We start from the raw sequence: 26,817 nt of genomic DNA on the forward strand, positions 1-26,817 counted from the left end.
AAGAAAAGAGATGGCATCTTGCCATCTCTTTTTCCTTATCCGTGATGTCGGTCGCGACCCCAACATTCTACTTCACCGATATCCTCGACTTCGTCAGCGTAGAAGACTGGATCTTTTCCTTGCTTACGCTGCGCAATATAATGATCGAGTACCTTTTTGGCCACTTTCCATAGCATCAGGATAGCGATCAGGTTGATGAAGGCCATGATTCCCATGAAAACGTCCGCCAAGTCCCATACAAGCTGTACTTTTGCGACAGACCCGAAAAATACAAATCCTACAACCAGCACGCGGAAAATATTTAAAACGACCTTTGAATGCTTAATGAATTCAATGTTAGATTCTCCGTAGTAGTAGTTTCCAATAACGGAACTGAAGGCGAATAGGAAGATCGTAATCGCTAAGAAAATGCCAGCCCAATCGCCAATATGGTCTGCCAATGAAACTTGCGTCAAGTTGATAGATGCGGCGTCTTGGTTCAGGTACGCATCACTCATCAGGACGATCATGGCTGTTGATGTACAGATGATTAATGTATCAATGAATACACCTAATGTCTGAATAAGTCCTTGCTTTACTGGGTGCGATACATCCGCAGTAGCAGCAGCGTTTGGTACAGAACCCATACCTGCTTCATTTGAGAAAAGACCGCGTTTAATACCATTTAGAACAGCTGCACCGATCATACCGCCAAATGCTTCTTCAAGGCCGAATGCAGATTTGAAGATCAATGCAAATACAGAAGGGATTTCTGTAAAGTTTATAATAACAACAAACAGGGCAAGCAGAATGTAGCCGATTGCCATAACAGGCACCAAATAAGTAGTAACGCTAACGATGCGGCGTAAACCACCAAAGATGATAATTGCTGTCAACACAGCTAGGATGACACCCATTACTGTACGTGAAACACCAAAACTTTCATTAAATGCGATGGAAATTGTATTTGCCTGTACAGCATTAAATACGAAGCCGAAGCAAAGTGTGATGGCAACAGCAAAGATAATACCCATCCAACGTTTGTTTAAGCCCTTTTCCATATAATAGGCAGGACCACCTCGGAATAGGCCGTCCTTTTCAGGCACCTTGTATACTTGTGCGAGTGTACTCTCGATAAATGAGGAAGCGCCGCCGATTAGCGCGATCAGCCACATCCAAAAGATTGCGCCCGGACCACCAAGTGCAATGGCTGTTGCTACACCGGCAACGTTACCTGTCCCGATTCGAGAAGCAGCACTAATCGTGAAGGCTTGGAATGAGGAAATTCCCTTTTTTCCGTCTTTACCAACTGGAGCTTTTTCCGTAATGACGCGGAACATTTCAGGTAACAAGCGGAACTGTACGAATTTTGTACGAATCGTAAAGAATAAACCAATTCCGACTAACATGTAAATGAGTAGGTACGAATACATAAGATTATTAATATTCGCTACGATATTTTCGATAAATGTCATATTTTCTACCTCCTTGATAGTATAACAATACTACAATTCCCTAAAATCGTAGAAATAATAGATTATAGTGATAATTAAGAAAATAACGACAAAAAAGAGCAGAACCTATTAAAATAGATTCGCTCTTGTACTAGATTTTTATGAAAATAAATAGATAGGAATTACCCCATAATGTTATAGCCGGAATCCACATAGATTGTTTCACCTGTAACGCCTCGGGATAGACGGCTCAGCATCACCATTGTCATATCTGCAACCTCTTCTTGATTTGTGTTGCGTTTAAGAGGGGCAGTCTCTTCTACTTTATGAAGAATCTGGTTAAAGCTTGGCACACCTTTTGCTGCGAGTGTACGAATCGCACCAGCAGAAATAGCATTAACACGGATACCATCAGAACCTAAATCAGCAGCCAGATAACGCATTGCAGCTTCAAGCGCAGCTTTTGCCACACCCATCACATTATAGCCGTCCAGCACACGCTCAGCTCCAAGGTAGCTCATCGTTACGATCGATGCATCTTCTGCCAAGTAAGGCTTTGCCGCTTTGCTGACAGCAACAAGTGAGTAGGCACTTGTATCTTGAGCGAATGCATAGCCTTCACGTGTTGTCTCTACAAAACGATTCTTTAAATCTTCAGCATGAGCAAATGCAACAGAGTGAACGATTCCATGAATCGTACCGAACTTTGTACCGATTTCTTCAAATGCTTTTGCAATAGACTCATCACTATTAACATCGCATTCTGCAACAGCTGTCTTGTGATCGCTATAATCTGCGAGTAATTTTTCGATTTTCCCTTTTGAACGTTCTTTACGGTAGGTGAAGATAACGTTCGCACCGACTTCCATCAAACGTTTCGCTACGCCCCAAGCAATGCTTCGTTCATTGGCAACGCCCATTACGACAATATTTTTCCCAGCTAATTGTATTAAATCCACAGTCAACACCCCTAAGTAATATCAGTTATTAGTACCAACTACTAATTGTAACTATAACATTTCTTGTACGGTCATGCAATAACAAGTTGACAGCTATTTTGTTATACAATATAGTTAAGATAGCTACTTTGTTTTACAAGGTAGTGTAATTTTGTGAAGCTATCTTGTTTTACAAGGGAGTGGTGGAATGTCGATTCGAAGTCAGTTATTGAAGGGAATACTGGACGGCTGTGTGCTCGCAGTTATCGATAAGGAAACGGTCTATGGCTATGAGCTGTCAGAGAAGTTACAACGAGCAGGCCTAAAAGATGTTAGTGAGGGAACAATCTATCCCGTTTTATTACGTTTACAAAAAAATGGATTCATTGCTGGAGAAATGCGGCCTTCCGAATCAGGGCCGAATCGTAAATATTATTCGTTGACGGAAAAAGGGAAAGACGCCCTTGATGAAATCCGGACCGAATGGGAGCTGTTGGCAAATCCGATAACTACTTTATTGAGAGGTGAGTGACATGGTAAAGATCAACACATTAATTAAACAAAACAATGAACGCAGAAAATTATTGAATGAAGAAAATATGGCTTACTATGAAAATCTATTAGTTTATATTCGAACTTCACCATTCAAGGATGACCAGGCTACAGAGGAAGTGCTTGTAGAGCTGCTGGAGCATCTATTATCAGCGCAGCAGGACGGTAAAACGGCAGAAGATGTGTTTGGCAAGGCGCCAAAGGAATTAGCGGATGAAATCATAGCGGGACTGCCGAATGAAAAACCTGCTAAGACAGCTGCCTTTATGGCAGAAATTATAGCGCAGTTTTTAGGCGTTTTTATAGCGATAACAGGAATGGTTACTATTATAGGCGGGGAACCAAAGACGATCCACATTGGCTCTACACTATTGCTCGTCGCTGTGCAAACGGTCGGAATCTTGCTGCTCATTGCATTTTTATTAAAGCTATTAAAGTCCGATGCATTCAAGCAAAATCCGAAAAGCAAAAAAATGATTTGGTCATGGGCTTTGGCGTCAGGGCTATTCATTTTGGCAGTAGTAGTCTTTAGTGTGTGGGTCGAACCATTTGGACCAGCGATGGAAGTGAGCGAGTATACGCAATTGATTGTGGGCGTCGTCCTTCTTCTAACTGCTTACGGATTAAAAAAATGGCGCGAAGCAAAATAAAAAACAGCAACTTTGCATGAAGTAAAGTTGCTGTTCCTATCTAGACATTCATGCGGCAGCTTGAGCTTGCGCGAATGTACCGTTAGTCTATTCGTATTTTAATGCGTCGCCTTCAAATGATTCGTCTGCCACTTTGATAGAATCAGTTGGGCAGCCTTCGAAAGCGTCTTGCATATCTTCCAGTAAATCTTCTGGAACTTCTGCAGTACCCATGTTTTCGTCTAAAATAACGAAGGCAATTCCTTCATCATCATAGTCGTAAATATCCGGTGCTGCTGCTCCACAAGCGCCGCAAGCGATGCATGTATCTTTATCTACAATTGTATATTTCGGCATTGTTATCTCTCCTTTTATCATTGCTCTTCCCTAAGCTTCTTTATTATTCTAAATCGGTTTACTCTACTTTTCAACCGTGAAACCGTTATTTTCATCCGAATGTATGAGTTCAAATGGATACAAAAGAAAGGTTTCGATGTTATAACGTGATGTTGCATTCCATTATAGCATAATCGTCTCCATTCAAAGCGGGGATTCGCTCGAATCGGGATAAATGTACATAACAGACTGGATTTCGAAGGCCTATATGAATTTTACATGACTGCTTCCATCATTTTAGGCAGCAAAAACAAATGAACAGTACCTTATTTACACAAAGTGTTTTATCATATGAAGAAGAAATACAGGTATTGGATAAGGATGGGAGATAGAATAAAGTGAATAATAAAAATAAAACCGTTGTCCGTTCGATGGATATTTTGAATTTATTTATCAATTATAGTGAGCTTTCATTTCAGGAGATCATCACATTGTCGGGAATGCCGAAAACATCGGTATACCGCATGCTTGCTACACTTGAAGAAATGGGGTTTCTGGAGAAGGGGAGTGACGCCAAGTACCGTCTAGGTCTGCTCTTTTTGAAATTTGGCCATTTAGTGTCTTCAAGACTCGATATCCGAAAGGTCGCCTATCCTTTCATGAATGCCCTTCATCAAGATACGGAAGAAGCCATCAACTTAATTATCCGCGAGGGGTATGAAGCGATTTACATAGAAAAAATAGACACGTATCAAAAGGTTCGTCTTTATACCGCGATTGGGCGCAGAAGTCCGTTGTATGCAGGTGCTTGTCCGCGGGCTATTTTATCTTTTCTGCCGGACGAAGAAATCAATGCCTATCTGGACGCAGTTGAACTTAAGCCGATCGCCAACGGGACGGTTACGAGTAAGGACAAACTGTACGAAATGATCCAGCAGGCAAGAGCAGAAGGGTGCACTGTCAGTCATTCGGAATTAGAGAATCATACATCAGCTGTTGCAGCGCCTATCTATAACAATGTAGGAGAAGTCGTAGCAGGTCTCAGCATTGCCGGTATCGAGGCAAACTATGTGGGAGAGAAGATGGAGATTTTAAAAGAGAAAGTAAAAGCAGCTACATTCGAAATTTCCAGACAGCTTGGCTATTTACAGTGATAAAGAAGGGAGCTCCCTTCAGCCTGTTGACAAACGCTTTCATTCATCGTTGCTTGCCTCGCTCGTCCGCGAATGAACTTAGGTTCTATTCGCGTCTTCGCTCGTCGGCGCGCCTTGTCTGACAAGCGTTTTCAAGACAGGCTGGGTAAAATCTTCTTTTTACCAAAGTATCTAAAAAGACGCATAGACAAAGTCATAAAACGACTTTGTCTTCGCTCTGAAGGGAGCTCCTTAATGGGAGCTCCCTTTTATCGTTCTATGCCTTTCATATCTGGGCCTTCAGACGAATGCTCAGTGCAATGTCCGCAATGATTTTTTCTATTGCAAACAAAGCTGCTTCAGCCTGCTCCAACGTAACTTCAGTAAAGTGAATTTCTGCGTTTGGCTGCATTTGAGACAAACGCGGAAGATCTGCAGAGATGACCTGTCCAATTTTTGGATAACCGCCAGTCGTTTGCCGATCAGCCATCAGAATAATGGGCTGTCCGCTTGATGGTACTTGAATTGTTCCATATGTGACACCCTCGGAGAGTAAATCGAATTTTTCTAATAAGTTCAGCGGCTCTCCCTCCAGCCGGTAACCCATCCGGTCCGATTGTGTTGTGATCTTGTAAGGAGTTGAAAAGAAAGTTTGTTGGCTTTCAGGCTTAAAGCGGTTGAATTCCGATCCGTGCATGACTCGAATTGCTTCGGTTTTCTCAAATAAGTGCAGCTGCGTGTAATCGAGGGACCATGTAATGGGCTGATCTGTTTGTTCTAATTGACGGATGAATGCAAGGCTGATGTCACTGGCTGCTTTACCTAAAGGCAAACGGTCACCCTTCTGTAACGCACGACCTGACAGTCCGCCGATTCCTGCGCGAAGATACGTACTCTTGCTTTCCATCACAAGTGGCACATCAATCCCTCCGGCAAAAGCGACATAAGCCCGGCACCCATTGACAGCCGATTTAAATTGTAAAACTGATCCTTTTCGTATTAAGATTGGCCGCCACATCGGCGCTTTTTGCCCATCAATGGTCGGCTGCAGGTCACCACCTGCAATGGCCACAAGCTGATCTTGCTCAAACAAAAGCTTCGTACCAAACATCGTAATCTCCAGCACGCCCTCTTGTTCTTCATTTCCAACAAGTAAGTTCGCCAGCCGCATTGAAGTCCTGTCCATAGAACCGCTTACGATGACGCCATATTTCTGTGCACCAAATCTTCCTAAGTCTTGTACTGTTGTCAGTAGCCCGCCATGTAGAATTCTCACACTCATTGTTTTCTCTCCTTATAGCTCACATATTCGTCCACAGAAATCGGAACAAAGCGAACTTTATCGCCCGATTGTAATAGTGTTGGAGGAGATCCATCTGGGAGAAACAGATCAAGCGGCGTACGTCCGATGATTTGCCAGCCGCCTGGTGTTTCTAGTGGATAAATGCCTGTCTGCTTACCTGCGATACCTACGGAGCCAGGTGTTATAGACAGTCTTGGCGATTCCATTCGGGGAGTAGCGATCCGTTCGTCCATACCGCCCATGAACGGAAATCCTGGTGCAAATCCTATCATATAAACGAGATATTCGGCAGATGAGTGGATATGAATAACTTCCTCAACAGAAAGGTGATTATGGGCAGCAACATGTTCAAGGTCCGGACCGTACTCTCCACCATATAACACCGGTATGTCAATAAGCCGTTGTGTAGATTTACGGGACGTTTCCATTTTCATTAGCAGCTTAGATAAAAAGCTGCTCACTATATGATAAGGGCTTTCCTTTTTTTGCGTGGAACGTAACGGACACACCGCAGGAGGATAATAGTAAACAGTTAAACTATTATAAGCCGGTACTGCTTCTATAAAACCACGGAAAGGATTGTCCTCCAGTAATAAGCTCAGCTGCTTTACCTTTTCATGAATAGCTGGATTAATACCCTCTCCCAAATGGACGACGAGCGCTGAGTCTCCTAAAGGACGAAACGTTTCGCTTATCTGTTGAATGGTCATTAGGGTTCTCTCCTTCAGTTTCGAAATTTGGAATTAAAGTTCTGTAAAATGGATAATGACTCTATTATAGATGGTTCGGAAAGAAAAACAAACGAATATTTTGCAACTATTTAATTTTTCTATTAATTCTAACTTTAACTCTTTTCAAATGAAAAAAAGGTGTGCTAGAATGAGACTGTATTTTAAAACTAAAGTTCCAATTTTCGGAACAGTGGTAGGGAATAAGTATTTTGGAGGGGATAGGATGTATCATGTTGATTTGAATTGTGATTTAGGGGAAAGCTTCGGCCGCTTCAAATTAGGGGAGCAGGAGGAGATTTTAAAATATATCACATCAGCTAATGTTGCATGCGGTTTTCATAGCGGTGATCCAACTGTAATGAGAGAAACAGTGAAACTCGCTATTGATCATGGGGTGAAAATCGGTGCCCACCCAGGTTTGCCTGACTTGAATGGCTTCGGCCGACGAGAGATGGCCATTACGCCTCAGGAGGGCTATGATATGGTCGTTTATCAAATTGGTGCGTTGCAAGGCTTTCTGGCAACATTTAACGAAGAGATGCAGCATGTAAAACCACATGGTGCTTTGTATAATATGGCAGCAAAAGACCAGGCTCTTGCAGAGGCGATTGCCCAGGCAGTCTATGATGTTTCGCCATCATTAATTTTGTTTGGCCTTGCCGATAGCGAGCTGACAAAGGCAGGCGAGAAAATAGGGCTGCGTACGGCACATGAATTTTTTGCAGATCGTACATACCAGGCAGATGGTTCACTCACTTCCCGCTCTCAGCCGAACGCGATGATTACAGATCGGGAGCAGTCTGCTGCTCAAGTAATCAAGGCAGTTAAGGAAGGGAAAGTCCTATCACAGCAGCAAACAGAGGTTGCTTTACGAGCAGATACTGTCTGCATTCATGGAGACGGTGAACATGCCCTTGCCTTTGCCGAATATTTGCAAGAAACGCTAGTGAACAACCAAATCAGCATTTCGGCAATTGGAAAGTGGGGGAAGTAGTAGATGGCTGAAACAAAAGGAAAAGTAGAAAATTCTGAGCCGACCGCTGAGAAAAAAAGCGAAAACAAAAAAGGAAACTGGAGTGTTCTGCTGGGAGCAGCCTTCTTAATGGCGACCTCTGCTATCGGTCCAGGATTTTTAACACAAACAACTGTATTTACACAGCAGCTTGCTGCAAGCTTTGGTTTTGTTATTTTGATTTCATTATTGTTAGATATCATTGCGCAAATGAATGTTTGGCGGATCATTGGTGTTTCTGGACTGCGTGGACAGGAGATTGCCAATAAAGTATTACCGGGGCTTGGTGTTGTGCTTGCCGTTCTGATCGTCATCGGGGGTCTTGCCTTCAATATCGGAAACGTTGCCGGTGCCGGTCTAGGACTGAATGCCATGCTAGGACTCGATCCGATTGTAGGGGCTGTCATCAGTGCCGCAATTGCCATTTTCATCTTTGTCGTAAAAGAAGCAGGGAAGGCAATGGATAAGTTTGCCCAGTTTGCTGGTTTTATCATGATTCTTCTAATGATCTATGTAGCCTTCAAAACATCACCTCCAGTCGGAGAAGCGCTTGCGAATACAGTGATGCCGGAAACAATCAGCTGGTTTGCTATTGTAACGCTTGTAGGGGGGACGGTCGGAGGCTATATTACCTTTGCAGGCGGACACCGTCTATTGGATGCCGGGGTAAAAGGTGTAGAAGCTCTGCCGGAAATTACAAAAAGCTCCGTGACTGGGATTGCAGCGACGGGCGTGATACGTATTGCGTTGTTCCTTGCTGTGCTTGGTGTAGTATCACAAGGGCTAAGCATTGATGCAGATAATCCGGTTGCTTCGGTCTTCCAATTGGCAGCAGGAGATATTGGCTATCGTATTTTCGGGATTATTATGTGGGCTGCAGCTATCACATCTGTTGTCGGTGCCGCATATACATCTGTTTCCTTTATTCGTACATTCCATCCAACCATTGAAAAATATCACAACTGGATTATTATCGCGTTTATCCTCATTTCTACGACGGTGTTTGCGTTCGTCGGAAGACCAGTTAATATTCTGATTCTTGTCGGTGCTCTAAATGCGCTGATTCTGCCGCTTGCATTAGGTACATTGCTAGTTGCAGCCTACAAGAAAAAGATTGTAGGGGAATACAAGCATCCATTATGGCTGACGGTGACAGGTGCCCTTGTTGTCGTAATTATGGCGTACATGAGTATTGTGACTTTAATCGAACAATTACCACAGATGTTTAAGTAAATGTAATAGGAGGGAAAGGGAATGAATGATTTTTCATCACTAGCTCCAAAAGATGTTCGGGAGCTCATCCGAAAGCAAGAGATTACAGGGCCGACTGCGGGTATGTCAAAAGGCTATACACAGGCAAATCTCGCTATTTTGAAGAAGGAGCACGCCTTTGACTTCTTATTGTTTTGCCAGCGCAACCAAAAGCAATGTCCAGTACTTGATGTGACAGAAGTGGGATCATTTAGTCCGGCATTACTCGCGAAGGATGCGGATATTCGAAAGGATATTCCAAAATACCGTATTTACCGGGATGGCATTTTTACTGAAGAGGTAACCGATATTACCGACTACTGGGAGGAGGATATGGTTGCCTTCCTGATCGGCTGCAGCTTTACCTTTGAAACACCGCTTTTAGAGAGCGGTATCCCAGTCCGGCATATCGAGGAAAAATGCAATGTGCCAATGTACAAGACGAACATCCCATGTGTAAAGGCAGGTGTATTTGAAGGCCCGACTGTCGTCAGCATGCGGCCAATGTCGCCAGAGGACGCTATCCGTGCCGTTCAGATCACCTCACGCTTCCCAGCTGTTCATGGTGCTCCGTTACACATCGGCGACCCGAGCCAAATCGGCATCGAGGATATTACAAAGCCTGATTTTGGTGATGCAGTTACGATTAAACCAGGAGAAGTTCCTGTTTTTTGGGCCTGCGGTGTCACACCACAGGCAGTAGCGATGCAAAGCAAGCCCTCCATTATGATTACCCACGCACCGGGCTGCATGTTTATCAGCGATATTCGTGATGAAGTATATAGTGTAATTTAAAAGTAAAACTCACTCTTATCATTAACATGAGGCCCCGATCCTTTACTGGATTGGGGTCTCGTTCGTTCTGTAAGCTCTTGTACGCCTTCAAAGACGCTCGCTTTAAAGGCTTTTAGTGAGAGCAAAGAATTTCAGCAACATATTTTTTATACATCGACCGGTGGCGTCATGATTAACGATATTGTGCCGCATTTTGTTCATCCTGAATTGCGGTCTGGCTGTGTCACTCAACTGAGGTTTGGACAACATGGAATTAAAACATCTTACGGATACAATAAATTAGCAGAAGAAGTCGGCTTGGCTGTGATGATGCACAGCTAAGTCTCTTTTTATTGAGAAAACGATTCTTTACGCAGACAACGAAATAAAGAAAAACGGCGTATAAAGCCAGGCAGAAATGAACAAATTTCAAGCAGGTGTATCTTTTTAAAATAATGAGATAAAAAGCTGAAACATAAGAGGAGGAATAGATTTGGACTTTCTAATAAGCAAGCTTGAAGAAGACGTTGAATATTTATATTCACAGGGCAAGCGAGTGGATATGATCAAGATGAACCCCGAAATATACGAACATTTCATTCGGTTAAAACCAGGGGTGCCGAATATGAGCATTCCAGTACAAGCGGATGAAAATGTGGAGAGATACGAGCTCGTTTATAGTATAATTCACTGACGGCTTACATGAGCTGTCGACTGTTTTCATTTCTTTTGATAATATTTCGAAAGTTAACCAAAACTAAAACAATATATCGCCTGGATAGTTTGAAATTATGTGCAGGCAATATTGAGAAATAATATTTCATACTTATTCATTTAACAAAAAATGAAGCAGCATTCCTGGTAGACCTACAAGAGGACCGCTGCTTTTCTTTTTTCCGCTAGCGAAATGAAATTATTTTGTTTTCTTCTGTAAGTAAAAGCGGGCGTTAGCAAAAAAGATTGTTCCCAAAAGAAATAACATTAAGATAATCCAACTTGCGATAGCTGAATATTCGCCATCTAAGATGAACTCACTGCCTAAATTGACGAATACCATCATGATCATGACTACATATAATCCTTTTAAAAAGTTCATATGTTTCCCTCCTAAATGTATAGGATAACCTATCCATCTTTTCGTTCCCATATACCGTAATTGTCTAGTCGCTCTAGCAGGTGAAATTGCTTTTCCGAGCATATCGCTGCATCAATATTGTGGCCTTGTAAAGTAGGTAGTCACCGCCATCAAGTAGAAAAAGAAATTTCCCAATATCATGTAAGCCAAAAATGAATAGTCAATAAAAACAAGCTTGATCAACATAGTAAAAGAAAACGCTAATATGATGGTGTAAGTAAGTTTCCCTTCTTTACAAAAATGACCTTGAAATACAGCAAAAACAATTGTCAAAAAGATCGGGAAATAAAAGGACATTTATCCACCCCCTTTAACTGAGTAAGAAAAAGAAGAAGGGCGATACCTATTTTATTTATAAGCAGCTTGCTAAGGGTACCCTTTCACAATAGGTAAAGCCGTATTACGTGTTTTGTGCCTGTTGCCCACTGATTTTTTCTTTTCCCATAACCTGTTTTTGAATGAAAAGTAGGAAATGTACTGATTTTTCGTTCGTAAGAAAATAACCGTCGAAATACAAATCGTTACCAATAATATTTCACTTAATACCCCTAGCGATCCGCTATCCAGGTAATTGGTGATCTCGTGTACATAAGACTCCCTCTTTAAAACAACAATAATTTATTAAAAGTGTAACATATTTACATATCCTATAAAAGATAGCTGTTTTCCTAGTTACTAGAGCGCATTCAACCGCTATTCGTACCAGCGTGATAAAATGGAAAAAAAAGTATAAGGATGGATGCAAGGATGAACATTCCCGAACAATTTATTAAGCCGTTCCCTTCATATGAAGAAGTATTTTATGATGAGCTGGAGCGGCATAAAAAGCATTTCCTGCCTATTTGCTCGATCAACTTACAGTGCGTGGACCCTGATTGGGACGAGTGGCTGCATATTGTCTCAGTAAAGGAAATCCATGATGGCTGTGTCGGTGAAAATACAAAGAAGTTTCATACACGCTTTACGAAAGAAGATACAGTTGGTTTTAATGTTATTGACGGAAAATACCAATTTGAGGCAGAGTGGGATTACTTTGAGGCCGAAACTGATGAGGCACTAGAGGACGTATATTTACAAAACGAAACAGATTACGAGGCACGCAAACAGTTTTTCCTTCGCCGAGGTAACCTCTATCCTTATTCCAGCTTTGGAAGGGCGATTGAAACCGCAGATGTATTGGAGCAGGATTTTAACGATAAGCAGGCAGCCGGCTGGGGGCTAAGCTATCCTGTCGTAAATGGCATTTTGGATGATGTACGGTTTACAACAGAAGAGGGACAGGTGCTGCTGGAGGACTGTGAAAGTGAAGCCGATGCTTTTGATTATACAAATCTGCTGTATGTGCCAAAAGATGAAAATAATCACATGTTTACATATATCGGCTTTGCGACAGGCTATTATTTTCAAGCTTACGGAGCGGACCGGATTTATTTATTTTTCAATAAAGAGCTGAAAAAAGCAGTTATCTGCTTTGAGTATACGTGAGGCAGAAGCCGATATCCGTCTCAGCATATAGCTAAAAACCCCTTACTATTTAAGGGGTTTTTAGCATGCAATTTTCTATTTTCCTGACATCACCGCTGATTCTCTAATGTAAGCGCAAGTTTCAATACAAATGCATCCTCAAAGTGCTGGGGGTTGTAGCCCGTTAACTTATACACTTTGTTAAGGCGATAGGTGAGGGTATGGCGGTGAATACCGAGTTTCTCGGCACATATATTTAACTGAAGGTTGCTTTCGAAAAATGCTAGTAAAGTTGTAGCCAGCTTATCTGTTAACCCATGAATCTTCGTTACAAACTGCGCAATTTCATAACTGCTGCGATTTTTAAATAATGTATATACCTCTACATCCTCAAAATAAGTCACTTGCCCGTTTGAAAAGGCAAGAGCTGTTTTTGAACCGTTAAAAGCATAAGGCAATTCCTCTAATTCATTTACAGCCGGACCGACACCGATACATATGTCGAACTTCTTCTGAAGTTTGGCCAGCTGCTGAATTGTCTCTTTTGCCCGCTTAACAGAATGTCCGCATAAAAACAGGTAATATTCATTTAGATCGACCTGCCCAAAGAGAGCTGGCTGTTTATAAAGAATATTTTCTAGATGAAGGGGCAATGTGTTGGAAGCTTCTCCCGTTTGCTTGACGAGCAGTATTTGAAAAGGCCCTTCCAGCGGGAAGGAAAGCTTTTCGATACGTTCCTTAAATGCATCGTCAATGGGCGCATGATCGATTAATGCTTTAAAAATAAAGTCACCATTTTTCCGTTGCCATTCACTTTTGCTTTCCGTCAATACTTGGTGCACGATCATTTCAGTCGTAAGCTGTACTAAGTTCGCAATTTCCTGCAGATCATGCGGATTTCCCGTAACCCCGATTACGCCAATAATTTTTTCATGAAATTTTATAGGCAAATTAATGCCGGGCTTACAATGATAAAACTCTTCAGAAAGCGGCTCATCTATAAGAAGCGGCCTGCCTGTTTGTACAACTTGGATAGCCCCCTCGTGAATAGAATCGATCCGTTCCTTATCCCCCGAAGCTAATATGACACCGTCTGTACTGATGACATTGATATTGTGATGCAGCCGCATCATCGTTTGATGCACAATTTCTTCTGCTAATTTAATAGATAACATTTTATACACCTCGTACAAAAATAAGTCTGTACTAATACAGTTAATTTGTACATCCATTATAATGCTTTTTTGAATAGTCTGTCATTATAATTATTGTAAGCGCTTAATCGGAAGGAGAATGGGGATGAAAATCATCATAAGTCCTGACTCTTTTAAAGGGACATTAACAGCTTTAGAAGCAGCAAAATCTATCGAACAAGGAATACAACAAGCTAACCAAGAAGTAGAAACAATTTTACTGCCTGTCGCAGACGGGGGAGAGGGAACGATGGATGCTCTTGTCCTCGCAACAGATGGACGTTTTGTACAAACAACGGTACTCGATCCTCTTGGGCGTGAAATAGAAGCTTCGTTTGGCGTGCTTGGCAATCAATCGACTTGTGTCATAGAAATGGCATCTGCTTCGGGTATTACACTGTTGCACAACAATGAGCGAAATCCCCGAATTGCCTCGACTTTTGGCACAGGGCAGCTCATTAAAGCGGCATTAGATCAAGGTTTCAGAGACTTTATTATTTGTATTGGCGGAAGCGCTACAAATGATGGTGGCGTAGGAATGCTGCGGGCACTGGGATTACGTTTAGTAGATGAATATGGACTTGATGTACAAAAATCAATCGATGGTTTGTATGACGTAAAAAGACTGGATTTTTCAAACTGGGACACAAGATTAAATGATTCCAGCATTGCCATTGCATGTGATGTTAACAATCCGTTAGTTGGCGAAAATGGTGCTACCGCAGTCTTCGGTCCGCAAAAAGGTGTGAAGCTTGAAGAAGCAGCGTATTTTGATCAAGCTCTGACGCATTGGGCAAATATTGTAGAAGCAGAAAAAGGAATCCGCCTGCATGACTACCCGGGGGCAGGGGCGGCCGGCGGTATGGGGGGCGCGTTAATTGCGTTTCTTAACGGGAAGTTTCACCAGGGCATTGAGCTGGTGCTGGATGTTACGAATTATTGTGAGAAGATCCAGGATGCCGACTACATTATAACAGGTGAAGGAAAGTCCGATCGACAGACACTGCACGGGAAAGCACCAATGGGCGTACTGCATTGTGCCAAGCAGTTTGATATTCCGGTAGTGCTGCTTTCCGGCTGTATCGAAGATCAAGATAGAGAACTATTAGCTCCGCACTTTCAGGAGATGGTATCGGTAGTGAGTGATGCTGTTCCCACTGAGGTGGCGATGACAGAAGCATCCAGCTGTTTGTCAAAAAGGGCATATGAAATGTTTCAACATTTAATCGGTTAAGGGGGAGAAAAAATGTTATTTGTCATCATTTTAATAGGGGTGTTATTTGTCGTACTGGCTACTGCCAAATTAAAAATCCATCCGTTTTTAGCACTCATCATCAGTTCGTTCTTTGTCGGGATTGCAAGCGGCATGCCGTTACTGGATGTCGTAACGAATATTAATACCGGTTTTGGCAGCTTAATGACGAGCATCGGGATTGTTATTGTAGCCGGAACAATGATCGGGGTCATTTTAGAACGTTCTGGTGCAGCATACCGTATGGCGGAGGTCGTCTTACGAATTGTAGGGCCAAAACGCCCGCAATTAGCGATGTCCATTATCGGCTATATTGTATCCATTCCTGTATTTTGTGACTCGGGGTTTATCATTCTATCAAGCTTGCAAAAATCACTGGCAAAGCGTGCAAAAGTAACCGTTGCATCGATGGGGGTAGCCCTTGCAACAGGTTTATATGCCACACATGTCCTTGTCCCGCCAACGCCGGGACCAATTGCTGCAGCAGGTAATATCGGTGCTGCAGATTACTTAGGAACAGTTATTTTAGTCGGGTTGCTTGTAGCGATTCCAGCGACATTTGTCGGGTATTTATGGGCTGTAAAAGTTGCGGCGAAAATTGAAGTGCCGCTGGATAAAGAAGAGGCAATGGATTATGAAGAAGTCATTAAATCCTTCGGTGAAATGCCATCGACATTTAAATCATTTTTCCCTATTATCCTGCCAATCGTATTAATCGGCATCGGTTCGATTGCTGCATTAGTAGGTGATCCGGAATCTACATTTAATATGATCTTACGCTTCATTGGAAGTCCGATTGTTGCGTTATTGTTAGGGGTATTTGCGGCCTTCCCATTACTGCCGAAGCTAAATGAAGAAACATTAACAGGCTGGATCGGCGACAGCTTAAAGGATGCAGCACCGATTCTATTAATCACGGCAGCAGGTGGTTCATTCGGTACCGTTATTAAGGAAACAGGTGTAGGCGACATGCTGCAGCAAATGGATCTTGGTTCACTGGCACAAGGTTCACTGTTCCTGCTTGTTCCATTCCTGATTGCTGCTGCCTTAAAAACAGCACAAGGCTCTTCTACAACAGCACTTGTCATCACATCAACATTAGTAGCGCCAATGCTCGTCACTGCTGGAATCGAAGGGGCACTCCCATTAGCGCTAGTTGTTATGGCAATTGGTGCCGGTGCAATGACCGTATCACATGTCAACGACAGCTTCTTCTGGGTCGTGACACAATACAGCGGCATGGAAGTAACACAAGCCTACAAAGCACAAACTATGGCGACGTTGCTTCAAGGGATAACGACGATCGCTGTTTCGATGATTTTGTGGTTAATATTTGTGTAGACTAGGAGTTTAATAGGTAAGATACGAAAGCATACTTGCAGAACGGGGCGGGTATGCTTTTTCTTTAGGAAGGGCGGGACAACTAATTGTTTTATTATCAATTCGTAAAGGCTTTAATAACGATATTGTGAAAAGCTAGGGATATTAATCAGGAGTTGAACTCTTGGTCAATATCCTTTTTTACCCTTATGAAAAGCGACAGATTTGAAGTGATAGTAGATCTTCTGATACATCGATAAGGATGCTTCTTATATGAAAAATTAGAAGCATGTGTTTTAGAAAATGATAAAAAATGTTGGAGAAATAATAATATATAGCTCGGTAATATAAGACAGAATATACAGAAAATAATAAGTAAGCGATTACAAAAAGAAATTTAATGTTAAAATTGAGAAAAAACGAACAAATTTCATATTGTGAAATTTCGGCGATTACAGAAAAAGAGCAGAATGATATTATGCGAGTAATAAGAAGGAAGGAGGTATTTGTATGGATAGTAAAATACTAAGACAGGCCTTTGGGAAGTTTCCAACAGGTGTAACTGTTGTTACTTGGTTTGATGAAGAGGATATTAACGGAATTACGGTAAACTCTTTTACATCTGTTTCCCTGGATCCACCGCTTGTACTTGTCTCAATCGATAAGACAACTAATTCCTATACACAAATGCAAAATAAAAATTTCACCATCAATGTCCTGACTGCAGATCAAGAAGCCATAGCCTGGCAGTTTGCGGGACGGCAGCAAGAAGGGCTGGATATTCAGTGGAATAGGGAAGGAGAGTCCCCAGTCATTCAGGGGGCAGGAGCCTATTTCAAATGTAAACCTTGGCAAACGTATGATGCGGGAGATCATGTTCTATTTATAGGCGAGATTACAGAGTTCGATCGCCGGGATACTGATTCTTTAACCTTCTTCGAGGGGAAAATGGGCTCGACAAAGAACTATGTAAATCTTGAAGCTATAAAGGGAGTGTAGCATATGGGAATTCGCACAGGAAATCAATATATCGAGGCACTAAAATCGAGAAAGCCAGAAGTTTGGCTTAATGGTAAGTTAGTCGAAAGTATTTTCGATGAACCCTATTTTCAACAACCAATCTTGGAGATTGCTAGATTATATGATATGCAGCATGACCAGGCCTATCAGGAAGATTTAACCGTTATTTGCGAAGAAACCGGCGAACGAATGGCTACCTCTTTTTTACCGCCCCGCTCATACGAAGATATTATGAAGCGCAGCAAAGCATTTGAGGTAGTAGCACGTCAAACATATGGTTTGATGGGACGCACACCAGACTTTTTAAATACAGTGGTAACATCCCTTGCACAAAATTCTTGGTTTTTAAGTAAATACAATAAAGACTGGGCAGCAAATATCGAAAGCTATTACAGATATCTGCGTGATAATGATTTATTTTTAACCCACGCTATTGTCAATCCTCAAAATGACCGCAGTAAAACATCCCATGAACAATCAGACAAATTTACACACTTAGGTGCAGTAGAGGAACGACCTGAAGGACTTGTAGTACGAGGGGCAAAAATGCTTGCTACACTGGCGGCACTGACAGATGAGGTGATTATCTACTCCTTCCCTGGCTTTGCACCTGGTGATGAAAGATATGCTCTGGCTTTCGCCATTCCGATCGATACAAAAGGGCTGAAAATTATCTGCCGGGAGCCTGTGCAGGACGGCACACGCTCCACATTTGATCATCCATTGGCATCACGTTATGAAGAAATGGATGCGTTACTTATATTTGAAGATGTTATTGTTCCATGGGATAAGGTGTTCTTATATAACAATGTGGAAGCAGCGAACTTACTTTATCCGATGACAGGGATTGCAGAGCAGCCGGCACATCAATCAAGCGTACGTGGTTATATTAAACTCGCATTTGCGGTGGAAGTTGCTTGTAAAGTGGCAGATTCCATAGGTGTTGACCAGTACTTGAATGTCCAGCGAGATTTAGGGGAGCTTGTCCAATCGGTGGAAGTGGTTCGGGCACTGTTAAGAACGGCAGAGCGTGAATATACAATCACGGAGCGGGGAGAGGCACGATTAAACCCCGATGCATTAGAAACGATCCGCGGTATGATGCCGGAAATGTATCCGCGTGCAGTTGAAGTGATGCAGACAATTGGGGCGGGTGGATTATTGATGATGCCGACAGAAGCGGACTTCTTAAATCCTGAGCTGCGTCTGAGCATTGACCGTCATTACGGGGGACGTGAGGGAATTGATGCAGAGCTGCGTATGAAAATTTTCAAACTCGCCTGGGATTTATGCGGCGAAGCATTCGGTATGCGCGCATTACAATATGAACGCTATTATACAGGCGACCCAATCAGAAAACGTGCAATCTTCTACAATAAATTCAAAAAACAGCATAATTTTGAGCTTGTAAACTCAATTTTAGCGAAAGAAAACTGTTTAAAAGAGCCCCAAACAAACTAAAAAACATATACGGAGGTAATAGGAATGATTTCTTCTGTTAGTAAAATGGCGCAAATAATTGATTTATTTTCTGCGGGTGAATCATCTTTGTCCAATAAACAAATTGCAGAAAAATTAAATATTCCTATTAGCTCGGTGCATCATTTTCTGAAAACGATGTGCAAAGAAAATATTCTGATGCAGGATAGAGACCGGAAATACCGTTTAGGCTGGCGTATTTTGGAGTGGAGCAACAAGGTCATGTATCACCAAGATATTAATACTGAGGTTGCCCCGATCGTTGCAAAGCTGGTGAATCGTTTTAAAGGAAGTGTACATGTCGGCATGTTCGATCAGGGGGAGGTTCGTTTTATATTCAAGGCCATATCACCGCATTCTGATGTCATTCCGACTTATATAGGGATGACAAGGTTTCCGGCGCATGCAACAAGTATTGGAAAAGTACTGCTTGCCTATAATCCTTCCTTTTTGCCGGCCGTAGCACAAAAAGGGATGGTTTCCTATACGGAAAATACAATTACAGACATGGATGTCTTAAAAAAAGAGTTATTAATTATCCGCCAGCAGGGCTATGCCATAAGTAATTGCGAAAATGAGACGGATACGTTCGGTATCGCAGCTCCAATTAAAAGTTACAATGGTCAAGTTGTAGCTGCCCTCAATTTTGTGAGTGACGTAAATTATTTCAAGGGTAGCAACTACCAAAGTATTTTAAATGAAGTAATCCGCTCGGCACAAAATGTATCGCGTGAGATTGGATATATTACCATTAATTATTAAATCGGGAGGTATTACAATGAGTAATTCAATCGAAATTAGCAAGATGCAGGCACGTTCGCAAAATATTTGGAAAATCATTGAGGATAACAAGGATCTATTAAAACCACCGGTAAATAATAAAGCGCTCTGGGAAGATTCACAGTTTCTGGTGATGCTTGTAGGGGGACCGAATGCACGGCGTGAGTTCCATGTCAGTCCGTCAGATGAAATATTCTATCAAGTAAAAGGCTCCTGCTATGTAGAAATTATTAATGATGAAAATAAACGAGAAGTAATTGAAGTAAAAGAAGGAGAGATGTTTGTATTACCGGGCAATGTTCCGCATTCACCGCACCGTGTGGCGGATACGTACGGAATTGTGATTGAGTATAAACGAAAAGCAGGAGAACTAGAGGATCTAGTCTGGTTATGCGATCAATGTGACCATGAGCTGCACCGCGCTACATTGCAAGTAACGAACATCGGCCAGCAAATTGCAGAGGGAATTGCACACTTTAATGCAACAGAGGAATTGCGCACATGTAATAAATGTGGCCATGTCATGCCGGAAACAGTAGAGGAATGGAAATGAGAGTAGATTTCCATACCCATATATACCCTTTAGAGTTACCTGACTTTTCAGAAAAATATAGCGATCATAAATGGCCTGTATTGCAGCAAAAATGTTCATGCGGTGCGGATATTATGGTGAGCGGCAAAGTATTTCGTGAAGTTACCTATCAAGTTTGGGACCCGGAAAAACGGATTGAGGATATGAAAAAAGAAGGCGTGGATATGCAGGTAATCTCACCGGTACCCGTTACATTTTCATACTGGGCACCGATTGAGCAGGCACTGGAGCTGGCGCAGTTTCAAAATGATTTCATCGCCAGCACCGTAAATGACTATCCAGATTACTTTATCGGGCTCGGAACGGTCCCTATGCAAGATGCGGATGCAGCAATTGAAGAGATGCGCCGCTGTAAAGGGCTGGGGTTGGCGGGCATTGAAATTGGGACGAATGTAAATGGCGAGAATTTAGATGCCGCCTATTTACTGCCTTTCTTCAAGGCAGCTGAAGAGCTGGAAATGCCGTTATTTATTCACCCTTGGGAAACAATGGCACAGGACCGGACACCTCGTCATAACTTTTTATACACGATCGGTATGCCGAGCGAAACAGCTTTGGCTGGTGCAAGCCTGATTTGGAGCGGCGTAATGGAAGAATGCCCAAATCTTAAAATTTGTTTTGCCCACGGGGGCGGATCGTTTCCATATATTTTGCCCCGGCTGGATCAAGGGTGGGAAGTATGGCCCCATCTTCGCTTAACAGAGCATCCTCCTAGTCATTATGCAAAGAATTTCTATTTTGACTCGCTAGTTTACGATAAAGATAATTTGGCATTCTTAATCGAACGATTCGGCCATGACAAGATCATTATGGGATCGGATTATCCGTTTTTATTAAGAGAAATTGATCCCGGAAAAGTGATAGATGACTCTCCGGATCTTCCAACAGAAGTAAAAAAAGCGATTTTAGGGGAGAATGCCCTGCAATTTTTAAACTACCAAAAGAGTGGTGTTGGAAAATAATGATCAGTCAAACTCAATCACCGGAAGAGCGTCTGCGGAATTTAGGAATTGAAATTGCAGCGCCCCGGCAAGCGGTAGGCAATTATGTCAGCTGTGTCCGGACAGGTAATTTAATTTTTACGTCCGGCCAGGGGGTCGATCAATACCACGGCAAATTAGGCGAAAATTTAACCGTAGAAGACGGATATGCTGCAAGTCGACAATCCATGATTAATTTACTGTCGGTGCTTAAGCATGAATTAGGTGAACTTTCGAAAATAAAACGTGTTGTCAAAATTTTGGGCATGGTAAATTCCGCTCCGCATTTTACAGATCAGCCAAAAGTAATGAACGGTGCGTCGGACCTTTTGGTTGAGGTGTTTGGCGAAAAGGGAAAACACGCCCGCTCGGCTGTCGGGCTCGCCCAATTGCCGAATAATACAGCAATTGAAATCGAAATGATCGTGGAAGTGGAAGAAGAATAACTTGTGGAGCAGCTTTAAGGAAGTGAATAGTTTCATTTTCCAGAAAGCTGCTATCTTTATTTATTCAAAAAAAGCGAGGTGAATTCTACACGTTGGTGTAGGGGGAAAATGCAGCAGTTACAAAAAGCGGTTAAAGGAATTGATTGTCAAAATTTTATTAATGGTCAATATATCGAAGCGCCGGAAGAAAGAAGATTCTTGAACATCAATCCGGCTACTGAGGAAGTAATCGGATGGGTGGCAGAAGCAACACAGCAAGAGGTAGACCAGGCAGTGAAAGCAGCCAAAGCGGCTTTAAAGGGTGAATGGTCTCAGTATACGGTGAAGCAGCGCTCGCAAATCATTCGTAAAATCGGCGATCTCATTTTGGAAAATGTGGAGGAGCTAGCGGCACTTGAAGCTTTAGATACAGGGAAGCCCTATGAATTGGCGCTTGAAATGGATATTAAAAGAGCTGCCCATAATTTTCATTTTTTCGCGGACTACGTCACTTCCCTGGGAAATGAAGCGTATCATCAGGACAATATTGCCTTGCATTATTCTATTACCCGTCCTGTAGGGGTTGTCGCCATGATTAACCCGTGGAATCTGCCGTTATTGTTATTAACATGGAAGCTGGCACCGTGTTTAGCAGCAGGAAGTACCGCTGTCATGAAGCCGGCCGAACTGACGCCGATGACGGCAACGAAGCTGGCGGCGCTCTGTAAAGAGGCGGGTGTACCGGATGGTGTAGTGAATGTAGTGCACGGATTTGGAAGTGATTCCGCCGGGGCATTTTTATCCGAACATCCTCAGGTGGATGCTATTACATTTACGGGGGAGACACGGACAGGAACGGTCATTATGAAGGCGGCAGCACCTACATTAAAGAAAGTGTCCTTTGAATTGGGCGGTAAAAATCCTAGTATCATTTTTGCGGACTCTGATATTGACGAAGTTGTGGAAACAACGCTTCATTCAAGCTTCCGCAACCAGGGGCAGGTCTGTCTATGCGCGTCTAGAATCTATGTTGAACGATCGATAATGGATATATTTTTAGATCGATTCACCGCACGCACAAAAGAGTTAGTAATAGGTGATCCATTTGATCCGAATACAAATATCGGGTCTGTCGTCGGAAAAGAGCATTATGAAAAAGTGATGCATTATATTGATATTGCAAAAGAAGAGGGCGGCACTATTTTAACAGGCGGCAAGCGTCCGGATCATTTAGAAAAGGGCTATTTTATTGAGCCGACCATTATTGTCGGGCTGCCGGAAGAATCCCGCTGTATAAAAGAGGAGATTTTCGGCCCGGTAGTGACGGTCATGCCGTTTGATACAGAAGAAGAAGTGATTGCGTATGCAAATGATACAACATACGGGCTGGGTGCTACGATCTGGACAAATGATTTACGTCGGGCGCACCGTGTCGCCGGGCAAATCGAAGCCGGCATTGTCTGGGTGAATACATGGTATTTACGCGATTTACGCACACCATTCGGCGGTATGAAGCATAGCGGTATTGGACGCGAGGGAGGAGCCCACAGCTTCGAATTTTACTGTGAGCTATCAAATGTAACTATTAAATTATAAAGTCTGGGTGATTAATATGGTCGTTAATTTAATTGAGTGGTCAGATAAATTTATGGAAGCTGAAAAACAGTGTGAAGGAATCGAGCCGTTAACAGAGCAGCTGGAACATTTCACATTAAAGGATGCGTATTCTATCCAGCTGGAGGTTATTCACAAGAAGGTAATAGCCGGAGATCAGATAACGGGCAAAAAAATCGGCCTCACATCAGAAGCAATGCAAAAGCTGCTGAAGGTAGATGAACCCGACTATGGTCACTTACTGGAATCGATGGAGCTGAAAAATAACGAGCTGGACTGCTCGGAGTGTTTAAAGCCGCGCGTTGAAGCAGAGGTAGCCTTTGTCATGAAGGAAGACTTAAAGGGACCGAATGTTACTGCCGAGGATGTGATCAACGCAACGGATTATGTACTGGCCAGCATTGAAGTAGTAGACAGCCGAATTAAAAATTGGAATATTAAATTGCTTGATACGATTGCAGACAATGCTTCTTCTGCTAAATATGTGTTAGGTGAGAAGAAGCGGACACTCGATGAGATTGACCTGCCTGCTGTCCATATGGATTTCTATAAAAACGGCGAGTTAATAAACAGCGGGAAAGGAAGCGATGTGCTTGGAAACCCCGCTTCTTGTGTAGCTTGGCTCGTCAACAAACTGGCTGATTTCAATATCGGATTGAAAAAAGGCGAGATTGTTTTATCGGGCGCATTATCTTCAGCGCTTGATGCTGCAGAAGGTGATATTTTCGTGGCCGACTTTGGAGACACACTGGGCAAAGTGGAACTTATCTGTCGTTAACAGGAGGAATTATGAAGAAATTAAAAGTAGGCATTATTGGTTCAGGTAATATTGGTACGGATTTGATGAAGAAAGTCATGCGTTCCGAGCTATTGCACATGTCAGTCGTCATCGGGATCGACCCGGACTCTGACGGCTTAAAAAAGGCAAAAGATGCAGGTGTCCACACCATTTCCAACGGGATAGAAGGATTTTTGGAGCATCCTGAACTGGCAGATGTATTATTTGATGCCACTTCTGCCAAAGCACATGCTAAACACGTCGAGATGCTAGAGCCGCTTGGCAAAAAAATAATAGATTTAACACCGGCTGCGATAGGTCCTTTCGTTGTACCGACCGTTAATCTGGAAAGACACCTCGATGAATCTGTTGTAAATATGATTACGTGCGGGGGGCAGGCAACGATTCCCGTCATTCATGCTATCCAGCAGGTGCAAAATGTAGAATATGCAGAAATCATCGCAACGATTGCTTCAAAAAGTGCAGGACCAGGTACACGGGCCAATATCGATGAATTTACACAAACAACAGCTAGAGCGATTGAAGAAGTAGGGGGCGCCAAAAAAGGAAAAGCGATTATTATCCTAAATCCTGCCGAGCCCCCAATGCTGATGCGGGATACTGTATCGTGCTTACTCGAAGAAGATGTTAAAGAGCCTGACCAAATGAAGACGGCTATTGAGCAGATTGTAAAGGACGTAAATTCTTATGTTCCCGGATACCGCCTGAAAATAGATCCGTTAATTGAAGGAAGAGAAGTAAAAGTCTTTTTAGAGGTAGAAGGGTTAGGAGATTATTTACCGGTTTATGCCGGGAATCTGGATATCATGACTGCCGCTGCGTTAAAAGTTGGAGAGATTATGGCTCAGCAGCTGCAGAAAAAAGAGGTAGGAATATAATGGGGAAAATTCTATTAACAGAAGTTGCCTTGCGGGACGGAAGCCATGTTGTGGGCCATCAATTTACTAAAGAGCAGGTTCGCTATGTTGTAGAGCAAGCAAGCAAAGCGGGTGTTCCCTATATTGAGGTAACACATGGCGATGGTTTGGGAGGATCTTCTTTACAATACGGTCTTTCAAAAGAATATGATATAGATCTTGTAAAAGCAGCGGTTGAAGTAGCCGGCGATTCCATTATTTCCGTATTGCTGCTGCCAGGTATCGGGACAATTGAAGATCTAAAGGAAGCCTATCAAGCAGGAGCACGCATGGTGCGGGTCGCTACACATGTAACGGAGGCCGATGTTTCGAAGCAGCATATCGAAACGGCGAAAAGCATGGGAATGGAGACAATCGGGTTTTTAATGATGTCGCACAGCGCGCCGCCTGAAGTAGTGCTGGAGCAGGCAAAGCTAATGGAATCCTATGGGGCGGATGCCGTATACGTAACTGATTCGGCAGGCGCGATGCTTCCGGGAGATGTGCAAGCCCGGATCAGTCTGCTAAAAGAGCACTTATCCGTAGATATCGGCTTCCATGCACATAACAATCTATCGCTCGCTGTAGCCAATTCGTTAGCCGCAATTGAGGCGGGGGCCAATCGAATAGATGGAAGTGTATGCTGTCTTGGTGCAGGTGCAGGCAATACACAAACAGAAGTGCTGGTAGGGGTGCTTGACCGGATGGGGATTGACACAAATATCGATTTATATAGAATGCTGGATTTGGCTGACTATGTCCGGGCCAATATTTTACCAGCACCGCAGGATATTACAAGCAGCAGCTTCATTATGGGCTATGCAGGCGTCTATTCAAGCTTTTTGCGGCATGCGGTAATTGCCGGTGAAAAGTTTGGTGTAGACTCCCGTGATATTCTGATTGAATTAGGAAAACGCAACGTCGTAGGGGGGCAGGAAGATACAATCATCGAAACAGCCCAACAAATGGCGGAGAAAAAGGTGAGTGTGTAGTGGGGAACGTATTTGAATATGTCGAACGGGTAGCAAATGCACAGATGAATAAAGAAGCGATAGAAAAAATAACGAACAGCCATCCAGCCTTAACGATAGAAGAGGCATATGAAATTCAGCGGTTAAGCATAGAGAAATCAATCTCAGCTGATAATCCGTTCATCGGTTGGAAAATGGGGCTGACAAGCAAGGCAAAGCAGCAGCAGGTTGGTGTAGACTCAACCATTTACGGACGTCTTACAGAAAACATGCTTTTGCGTACGAACGAAATTGTTGCTGCTGACTATATCCATCCGCGGGTAGAGCCGGAAATCGCCTTTACATTTAAAAAGGCGATTGCAGGTGACAATGTAACTCCCCAGCAGGTGTGGACAGCAGTGGAATATGTATATCTCGCGTTAGAGGTCATTGACAGCCGCTATGAAAACTTTTCGTTCTCATTACCCGATGTCATTGCAGATAATGCATCTTCGACAAAATTTCTATTAGGCAGCCAGCCGTATGCACCAACTACAACAAACTGGGCTGCCGTTCAAGTAAGCATGTACCAAAACGATGAGAAAAAACACGAAGGTGTCGGAGCGGCCATCCTGGATCACCCGATTCATTCTGTAATGGAACTGCTGGCCCAGCTTAGTAAAGAAGGAAGAGGCATCATGCCGGGCGAGGTTGTACTGGCAGGTGCCATGACAGATGCTGTAGCTGTGAAGGCTGGTGATATGGTGACAGCTAACTATGGCCCATTGGGAATTTTGACTCTGCATGTTAAGTAAAGGTGATTCGC

At 42.9% G+C, this 26,817-nt stretch carries 29 protein-coding genes; 22 read left to right on the forward strand and 7 right to left on the reverse strand.

Annotated features, from left to right (window positions below; translation table 11 throughout):
• Positions 1 to 35: 35 nt before the first annotated feature.
• Both AA0Y26_RS05505 and AA0Y26_RS05510 read right to left on the reverse strand, forming a co-directional pair.
• Entirely contained in the window at positions 36 to 1,454 is a 1,419-nt protein-coding gene (locus AA0Y26_RS05505; protein ID WP_413365850.1) for an alanine/glycine:cation symporter family protein, read from the reverse strand.
• A gap of 161 nt (positions 1,455 to 1,615) precedes the next feature.
• Positions 1,616 to 2,353: an enoyl-ACP reductase gene (locus AA0Y26_RS05510; RefSeq protein WP_413368067.1), complete on the reverse strand. Its 738-nt coding sequence runs from the start codon at positions 2,351 to 2,353 to the stop codon at positions 1,616 to 1,618.
• 226 nt (positions 2,354 to 2,579) lie between these two features.
• Here AA0Y26_RS05510 and AA0Y26_RS05515 point away from each other — a divergent pair, with 226 nt between their 5' ends.
• Positions 2,580 to 2,903, forward strand: a complete 324-nt coding sequence (locus tag AA0Y26_RS05515; RefSeq protein WP_413365852.1) for a PadR family transcriptional regulator — start codon at positions 2,580 to 2,582, stop codon at positions 2,901 to 2,903.
• Between the two features lies 1 nt (position 2,904).
• Positions 2,905 to 3,573 carry a DUF1129 family protein gene (locus AA0Y26_RS05520; protein WP_413365854.1) on the forward strand — a complete coding sequence of 223 codons (669 nt, stop codon included), beginning with the start codon at positions 2,905 to 2,907 and terminating at the stop codon, positions 3,571 to 3,573.
• Positions 3,574 to 3,660: 87 nt separating this feature from the next.
• Here the strand turns inward: AA0Y26_RS05520 and AA0Y26_RS05525 are convergent, their stop codons facing one another.
• Positions 3,661 to 3,909 (reverse strand): ferredoxin, encoded by a 249-nt coding sequence (locus AA0Y26_RS05525; protein ID WP_036154313.1) that lies wholly within the window; start codon positions 3,907 to 3,909, stop codon positions 3,661 to 3,663.
• Between the two features lie 377 nt (positions 3,910 to 4,286).
• Between AA0Y26_RS05525 and AA0Y26_RS05530 the strand changes: the two genes are divergently transcribed.
• On the forward strand, positions 4,287 to 5,042 hold the full coding sequence (locus AA0Y26_RS05530; protein WP_413365856.1) for an IclR family transcriptional regulator: 756 nt from the start codon (positions 4,287 to 4,289) through the stop codon (positions 5,040 to 5,042).
• 265 nt (positions 5,043 to 5,307) lie between these two features.
• Here AA0Y26_RS05530 and AA0Y26_RS05535 read toward each other — a convergent pair whose 3' ends face one another.
• Positions 5,308 to 6,303, reverse strand: coding sequence for a biotin-dependent carboxyltransferase family protein (locus AA0Y26_RS05535; RefSeq protein ID WP_413365858.1), 996 nt, complete (start codon positions 6,301 to 6,303; stop codon positions 5,308 to 5,310).
• Positions 6,300 to 7,034, reverse strand: a complete 735-nt coding sequence (pxpB, locus tag AA0Y26_RS05540) for a 5-oxoprolinase subunit PxpB (RefSeq protein ID WP_413365860.1) — start codon at positions 7,032 to 7,034, stop codon at positions 6,300 to 6,302. The genes AA0Y26_RS05535 and pxpB overlap by 4 nt, the downstream gene beginning before the upstream one ends.
• Before the next feature lie 244 nt (positions 7,035 to 7,278).
• On the opposite strand from pxpB, the gene AA0Y26_RS05545 reads away from it, so the two are divergent.
• The 5 genes from AA0Y26_RS05545 to AA0Y26_RS05565 all read left to right on the forward strand — a co-directional run bounded on the left by AA0Y26_RS05545 (position 7,279) and on the right by AA0Y26_RS05565 (position 10,786).
• Positions 7,279 to 8,049, forward strand: coding sequence for a LamB/YcsF family protein (locus AA0Y26_RS05545; protein WP_413365862.1), 771 nt, complete (start codon positions 7,279 to 7,281; stop codon positions 8,047 to 8,049).
• A gap of 108 nt (positions 8,050 to 8,157) precedes the next feature.
• Complete coding sequence (locus AA0Y26_RS05550) at positions 8,158 to 9,300, forward strand: NRAMP family divalent metal transporter (RefSeq protein ID WP_413368069.1); 1,143 nt, start codon at positions 8,158 to 8,160, stop codon at positions 9,298 to 9,300.
• Positions 9,301 to 9,321: 21 nt separating this feature from the next.
• Positions 9,322 to 10,113 (forward strand): putative hydro-lyase, encoded by a 792-nt coding sequence (locus AA0Y26_RS05555; RefSeq protein WP_413365864.1) that lies wholly within the window; start codon positions 9,322 to 9,324, stop codon positions 10,111 to 10,113.
• Between the two features lie 168 nt (positions 10,114 to 10,281).
• The gene (locus AA0Y26_RS05560) at positions 10,282 to 10,434 is read left to right on the forward strand and encodes a hypothetical protein (RefSeq protein WP_413365865.1); all 153 of its coding nucleotides are present in this window, start codon (positions 10,282 to 10,284) and stop codon (positions 10,432 to 10,434) included.
• A gap of 151 nt (positions 10,435 to 10,585) precedes the next feature.
• Positions 10,586 to 10,786 carry a hypothetical protein gene (locus AA0Y26_RS05565; RefSeq protein ID WP_413365867.1) on the forward strand — a complete coding sequence of 67 codons (201 nt, stop codon included), beginning with the start codon at positions 10,586 to 10,588 and terminating at the stop codon, positions 10,784 to 10,786.
• A gap of 219 nt (positions 10,787 to 11,005) precedes the next feature.
• Here AA0Y26_RS05565 and AA0Y26_RS05570 read toward each other — a convergent pair whose 3' ends face one another.
• Positions 11,006 to 11,188: a hypothetical protein gene (locus AA0Y26_RS05570; protein WP_413365869.1), complete on the reverse strand. Its 183-nt coding sequence runs from the start codon at positions 11,186 to 11,188 to the stop codon at positions 11,006 to 11,008.
• 786 nt (positions 11,189 to 11,974) lie between these two features.
• Here AA0Y26_RS05570 and AA0Y26_RS05575 point away from each other — a divergent pair.
• Entirely contained in the window at positions 11,975 to 12,712 is a 738-nt protein-coding gene (locus AA0Y26_RS05575; protein ID WP_413365871.1) for a siderophore biosynthesis protein, read from the forward strand.
• 89 nt (positions 12,713 to 12,801) lie between these two features.
• Here AA0Y26_RS05575 and AA0Y26_RS05580 read toward each other — a convergent pair whose 3' ends face one another.
• Positions 12,802 to 13,866, reverse strand: coding sequence for a CdaR family transcriptional regulator (locus tag AA0Y26_RS05580; RefSeq protein ID WP_413365873.1), 1,065 nt, complete (start codon positions 13,864 to 13,866; stop codon positions 12,802 to 12,804).
• Positions 13,867 to 13,990: 124 nt separating this feature from the next.
• Between AA0Y26_RS05580 and AA0Y26_RS05585 the strand changes: the two genes are divergently transcribed.
• From AA0Y26_RS05585 to AA0Y26_RS05645, 13 genes are all read left to right on the forward strand, one after another.
• Complete coding sequence (locus tag AA0Y26_RS05585; protein ID WP_413365875.1) at positions 13,991 to 15,118, forward strand: glycerate kinase; 1,128 nt, start codon at positions 13,991 to 13,993, stop codon at positions 15,116 to 15,118.
• Positions 15,119 to 15,130: 12 nt separating this feature from the next.
• Positions 15,131 to 16,477 carry a GntP family permease gene (locus tag AA0Y26_RS05590; RefSeq protein WP_413365877.1) on the forward strand — a complete coding sequence of 449 codons (1,347 nt, stop codon included), beginning with the start codon at positions 15,131 to 15,133 and terminating at the stop codon, positions 16,475 to 16,477.
• A 489-nt stretch (positions 16,478 to 16,966) separates the two neighbouring features.
• Positions 16,967 to 17,455: a flavin reductase family protein gene (locus tag AA0Y26_RS05595; protein WP_413365878.1), complete on the forward strand. Its 489-nt coding sequence runs from the start codon at positions 16,967 to 16,969 to the stop codon at positions 17,453 to 17,455.
• A gap of 3 nt (positions 17,456 to 17,458) precedes the next feature.
• Positions 17,459 to 18,937 carry a 4-hydroxyphenylacetate 3-hydroxylase family protein gene (locus AA0Y26_RS05600; RefSeq protein ID WP_413365880.1) on the forward strand — a complete coding sequence of 493 codons (1,479 nt, stop codon included), beginning with the start codon at positions 17,459 to 17,461 and terminating at the stop codon, positions 18,935 to 18,937.
• Between the two features lie 24 nt (positions 18,938 to 18,961).
• Complete coding sequence (locus AA0Y26_RS05605) at positions 18,962 to 19,717, forward strand: IclR family transcriptional regulator (protein WP_413365881.1); 756 nt, start codon at positions 18,962 to 18,964, stop codon at positions 19,715 to 19,717.
• 16 nt (positions 19,718 to 19,733) lie between these two features.
• The gene (locus AA0Y26_RS05610; protein ID WP_413365883.1) at positions 19,734 to 20,288 is read left to right on the forward strand and encodes a 3-hydroxyanthranilate 3,4-dioxygenase; all 555 of its coding nucleotides are present in this window, start codon (positions 19,734 to 19,736) and stop codon (positions 20,286 to 20,288) included.
• Positions 20,279 to 21,289: an amidohydrolase family protein gene (locus AA0Y26_RS05615; protein WP_413365885.1), complete on the forward strand. Its 1,011-nt coding sequence runs from the start codon at positions 20,279 to 20,281 to the stop codon at positions 21,287 to 21,289. Before AA0Y26_RS05610 ends, AA0Y26_RS05615 begins: the two co-directional genes overlap by 10 nt.
• Positions 21,289 to 21,753, forward strand: coding sequence for a RidA family protein (locus AA0Y26_RS05620; protein WP_413365887.1), 465 nt, complete (start codon positions 21,289 to 21,291; stop codon positions 21,751 to 21,753). Before AA0Y26_RS05615 ends, AA0Y26_RS05620 begins: the two co-directional genes overlap by 1 nt.
• Before the next feature lie 108 nt (positions 21,754 to 21,861).
• A complete protein-coding gene (locus AA0Y26_RS05625; RefSeq protein ID WP_413365889.1) occupies positions 21,862 to 23,328 on the forward strand; it encodes an aldehyde dehydrogenase in 1,467 nt (488 codons plus the stop codon).
• Between the two features lie 16 nt (positions 23,329 to 23,344).
• Positions 23,345 to 24,124 (forward strand): 2-keto-4-pentenoate hydratase, encoded by a 780-nt coding sequence (locus AA0Y26_RS05630; protein WP_413365890.1) that lies wholly within the window; start codon positions 23,345 to 23,347, stop codon positions 24,122 to 24,124.
• A gap of 11 nt (positions 24,125 to 24,135) precedes the next feature.
• Entirely contained in the window at positions 24,136 to 25,023 is an 888-nt protein-coding gene (locus AA0Y26_RS05635) for an acetaldehyde dehydrogenase (acetylating) (RefSeq protein ID WP_413365892.1), read from the forward strand.
• A complete protein-coding gene (gene dmpG, locus AA0Y26_RS05640; RefSeq protein ID WP_413368071.1) occupies positions 25,020 to 26,033 on the forward strand; it encodes a 4-hydroxy-2-oxovalerate aldolase in 1,014 nt (337 codons plus the stop codon). The genes AA0Y26_RS05635 and dmpG overlap by 4 nt, the downstream gene beginning before the upstream one ends.
• A complete protein-coding gene (locus AA0Y26_RS05645) occupies positions 26,033 to 26,806 on the forward strand; it encodes a 2-keto-4-pentenoate hydratase (protein WP_413365894.1) in 774 nt (257 codons plus the stop codon). The genes dmpG and AA0Y26_RS05645 overlap by 1 nt, the downstream gene beginning before the upstream one ends.
• The last annotated feature ends 11 nt before the right edge of the window (positions 26,807 to 26,817 follow it).

Source organism: Lysinibacillus canaveralius (assembly GCF_047301505.1).
Classification (GTDB): domain Bacteria; phylum Bacillota; class Bacilli; order Bacillales_A; family Planococcaceae; genus Lysinibacillus_B.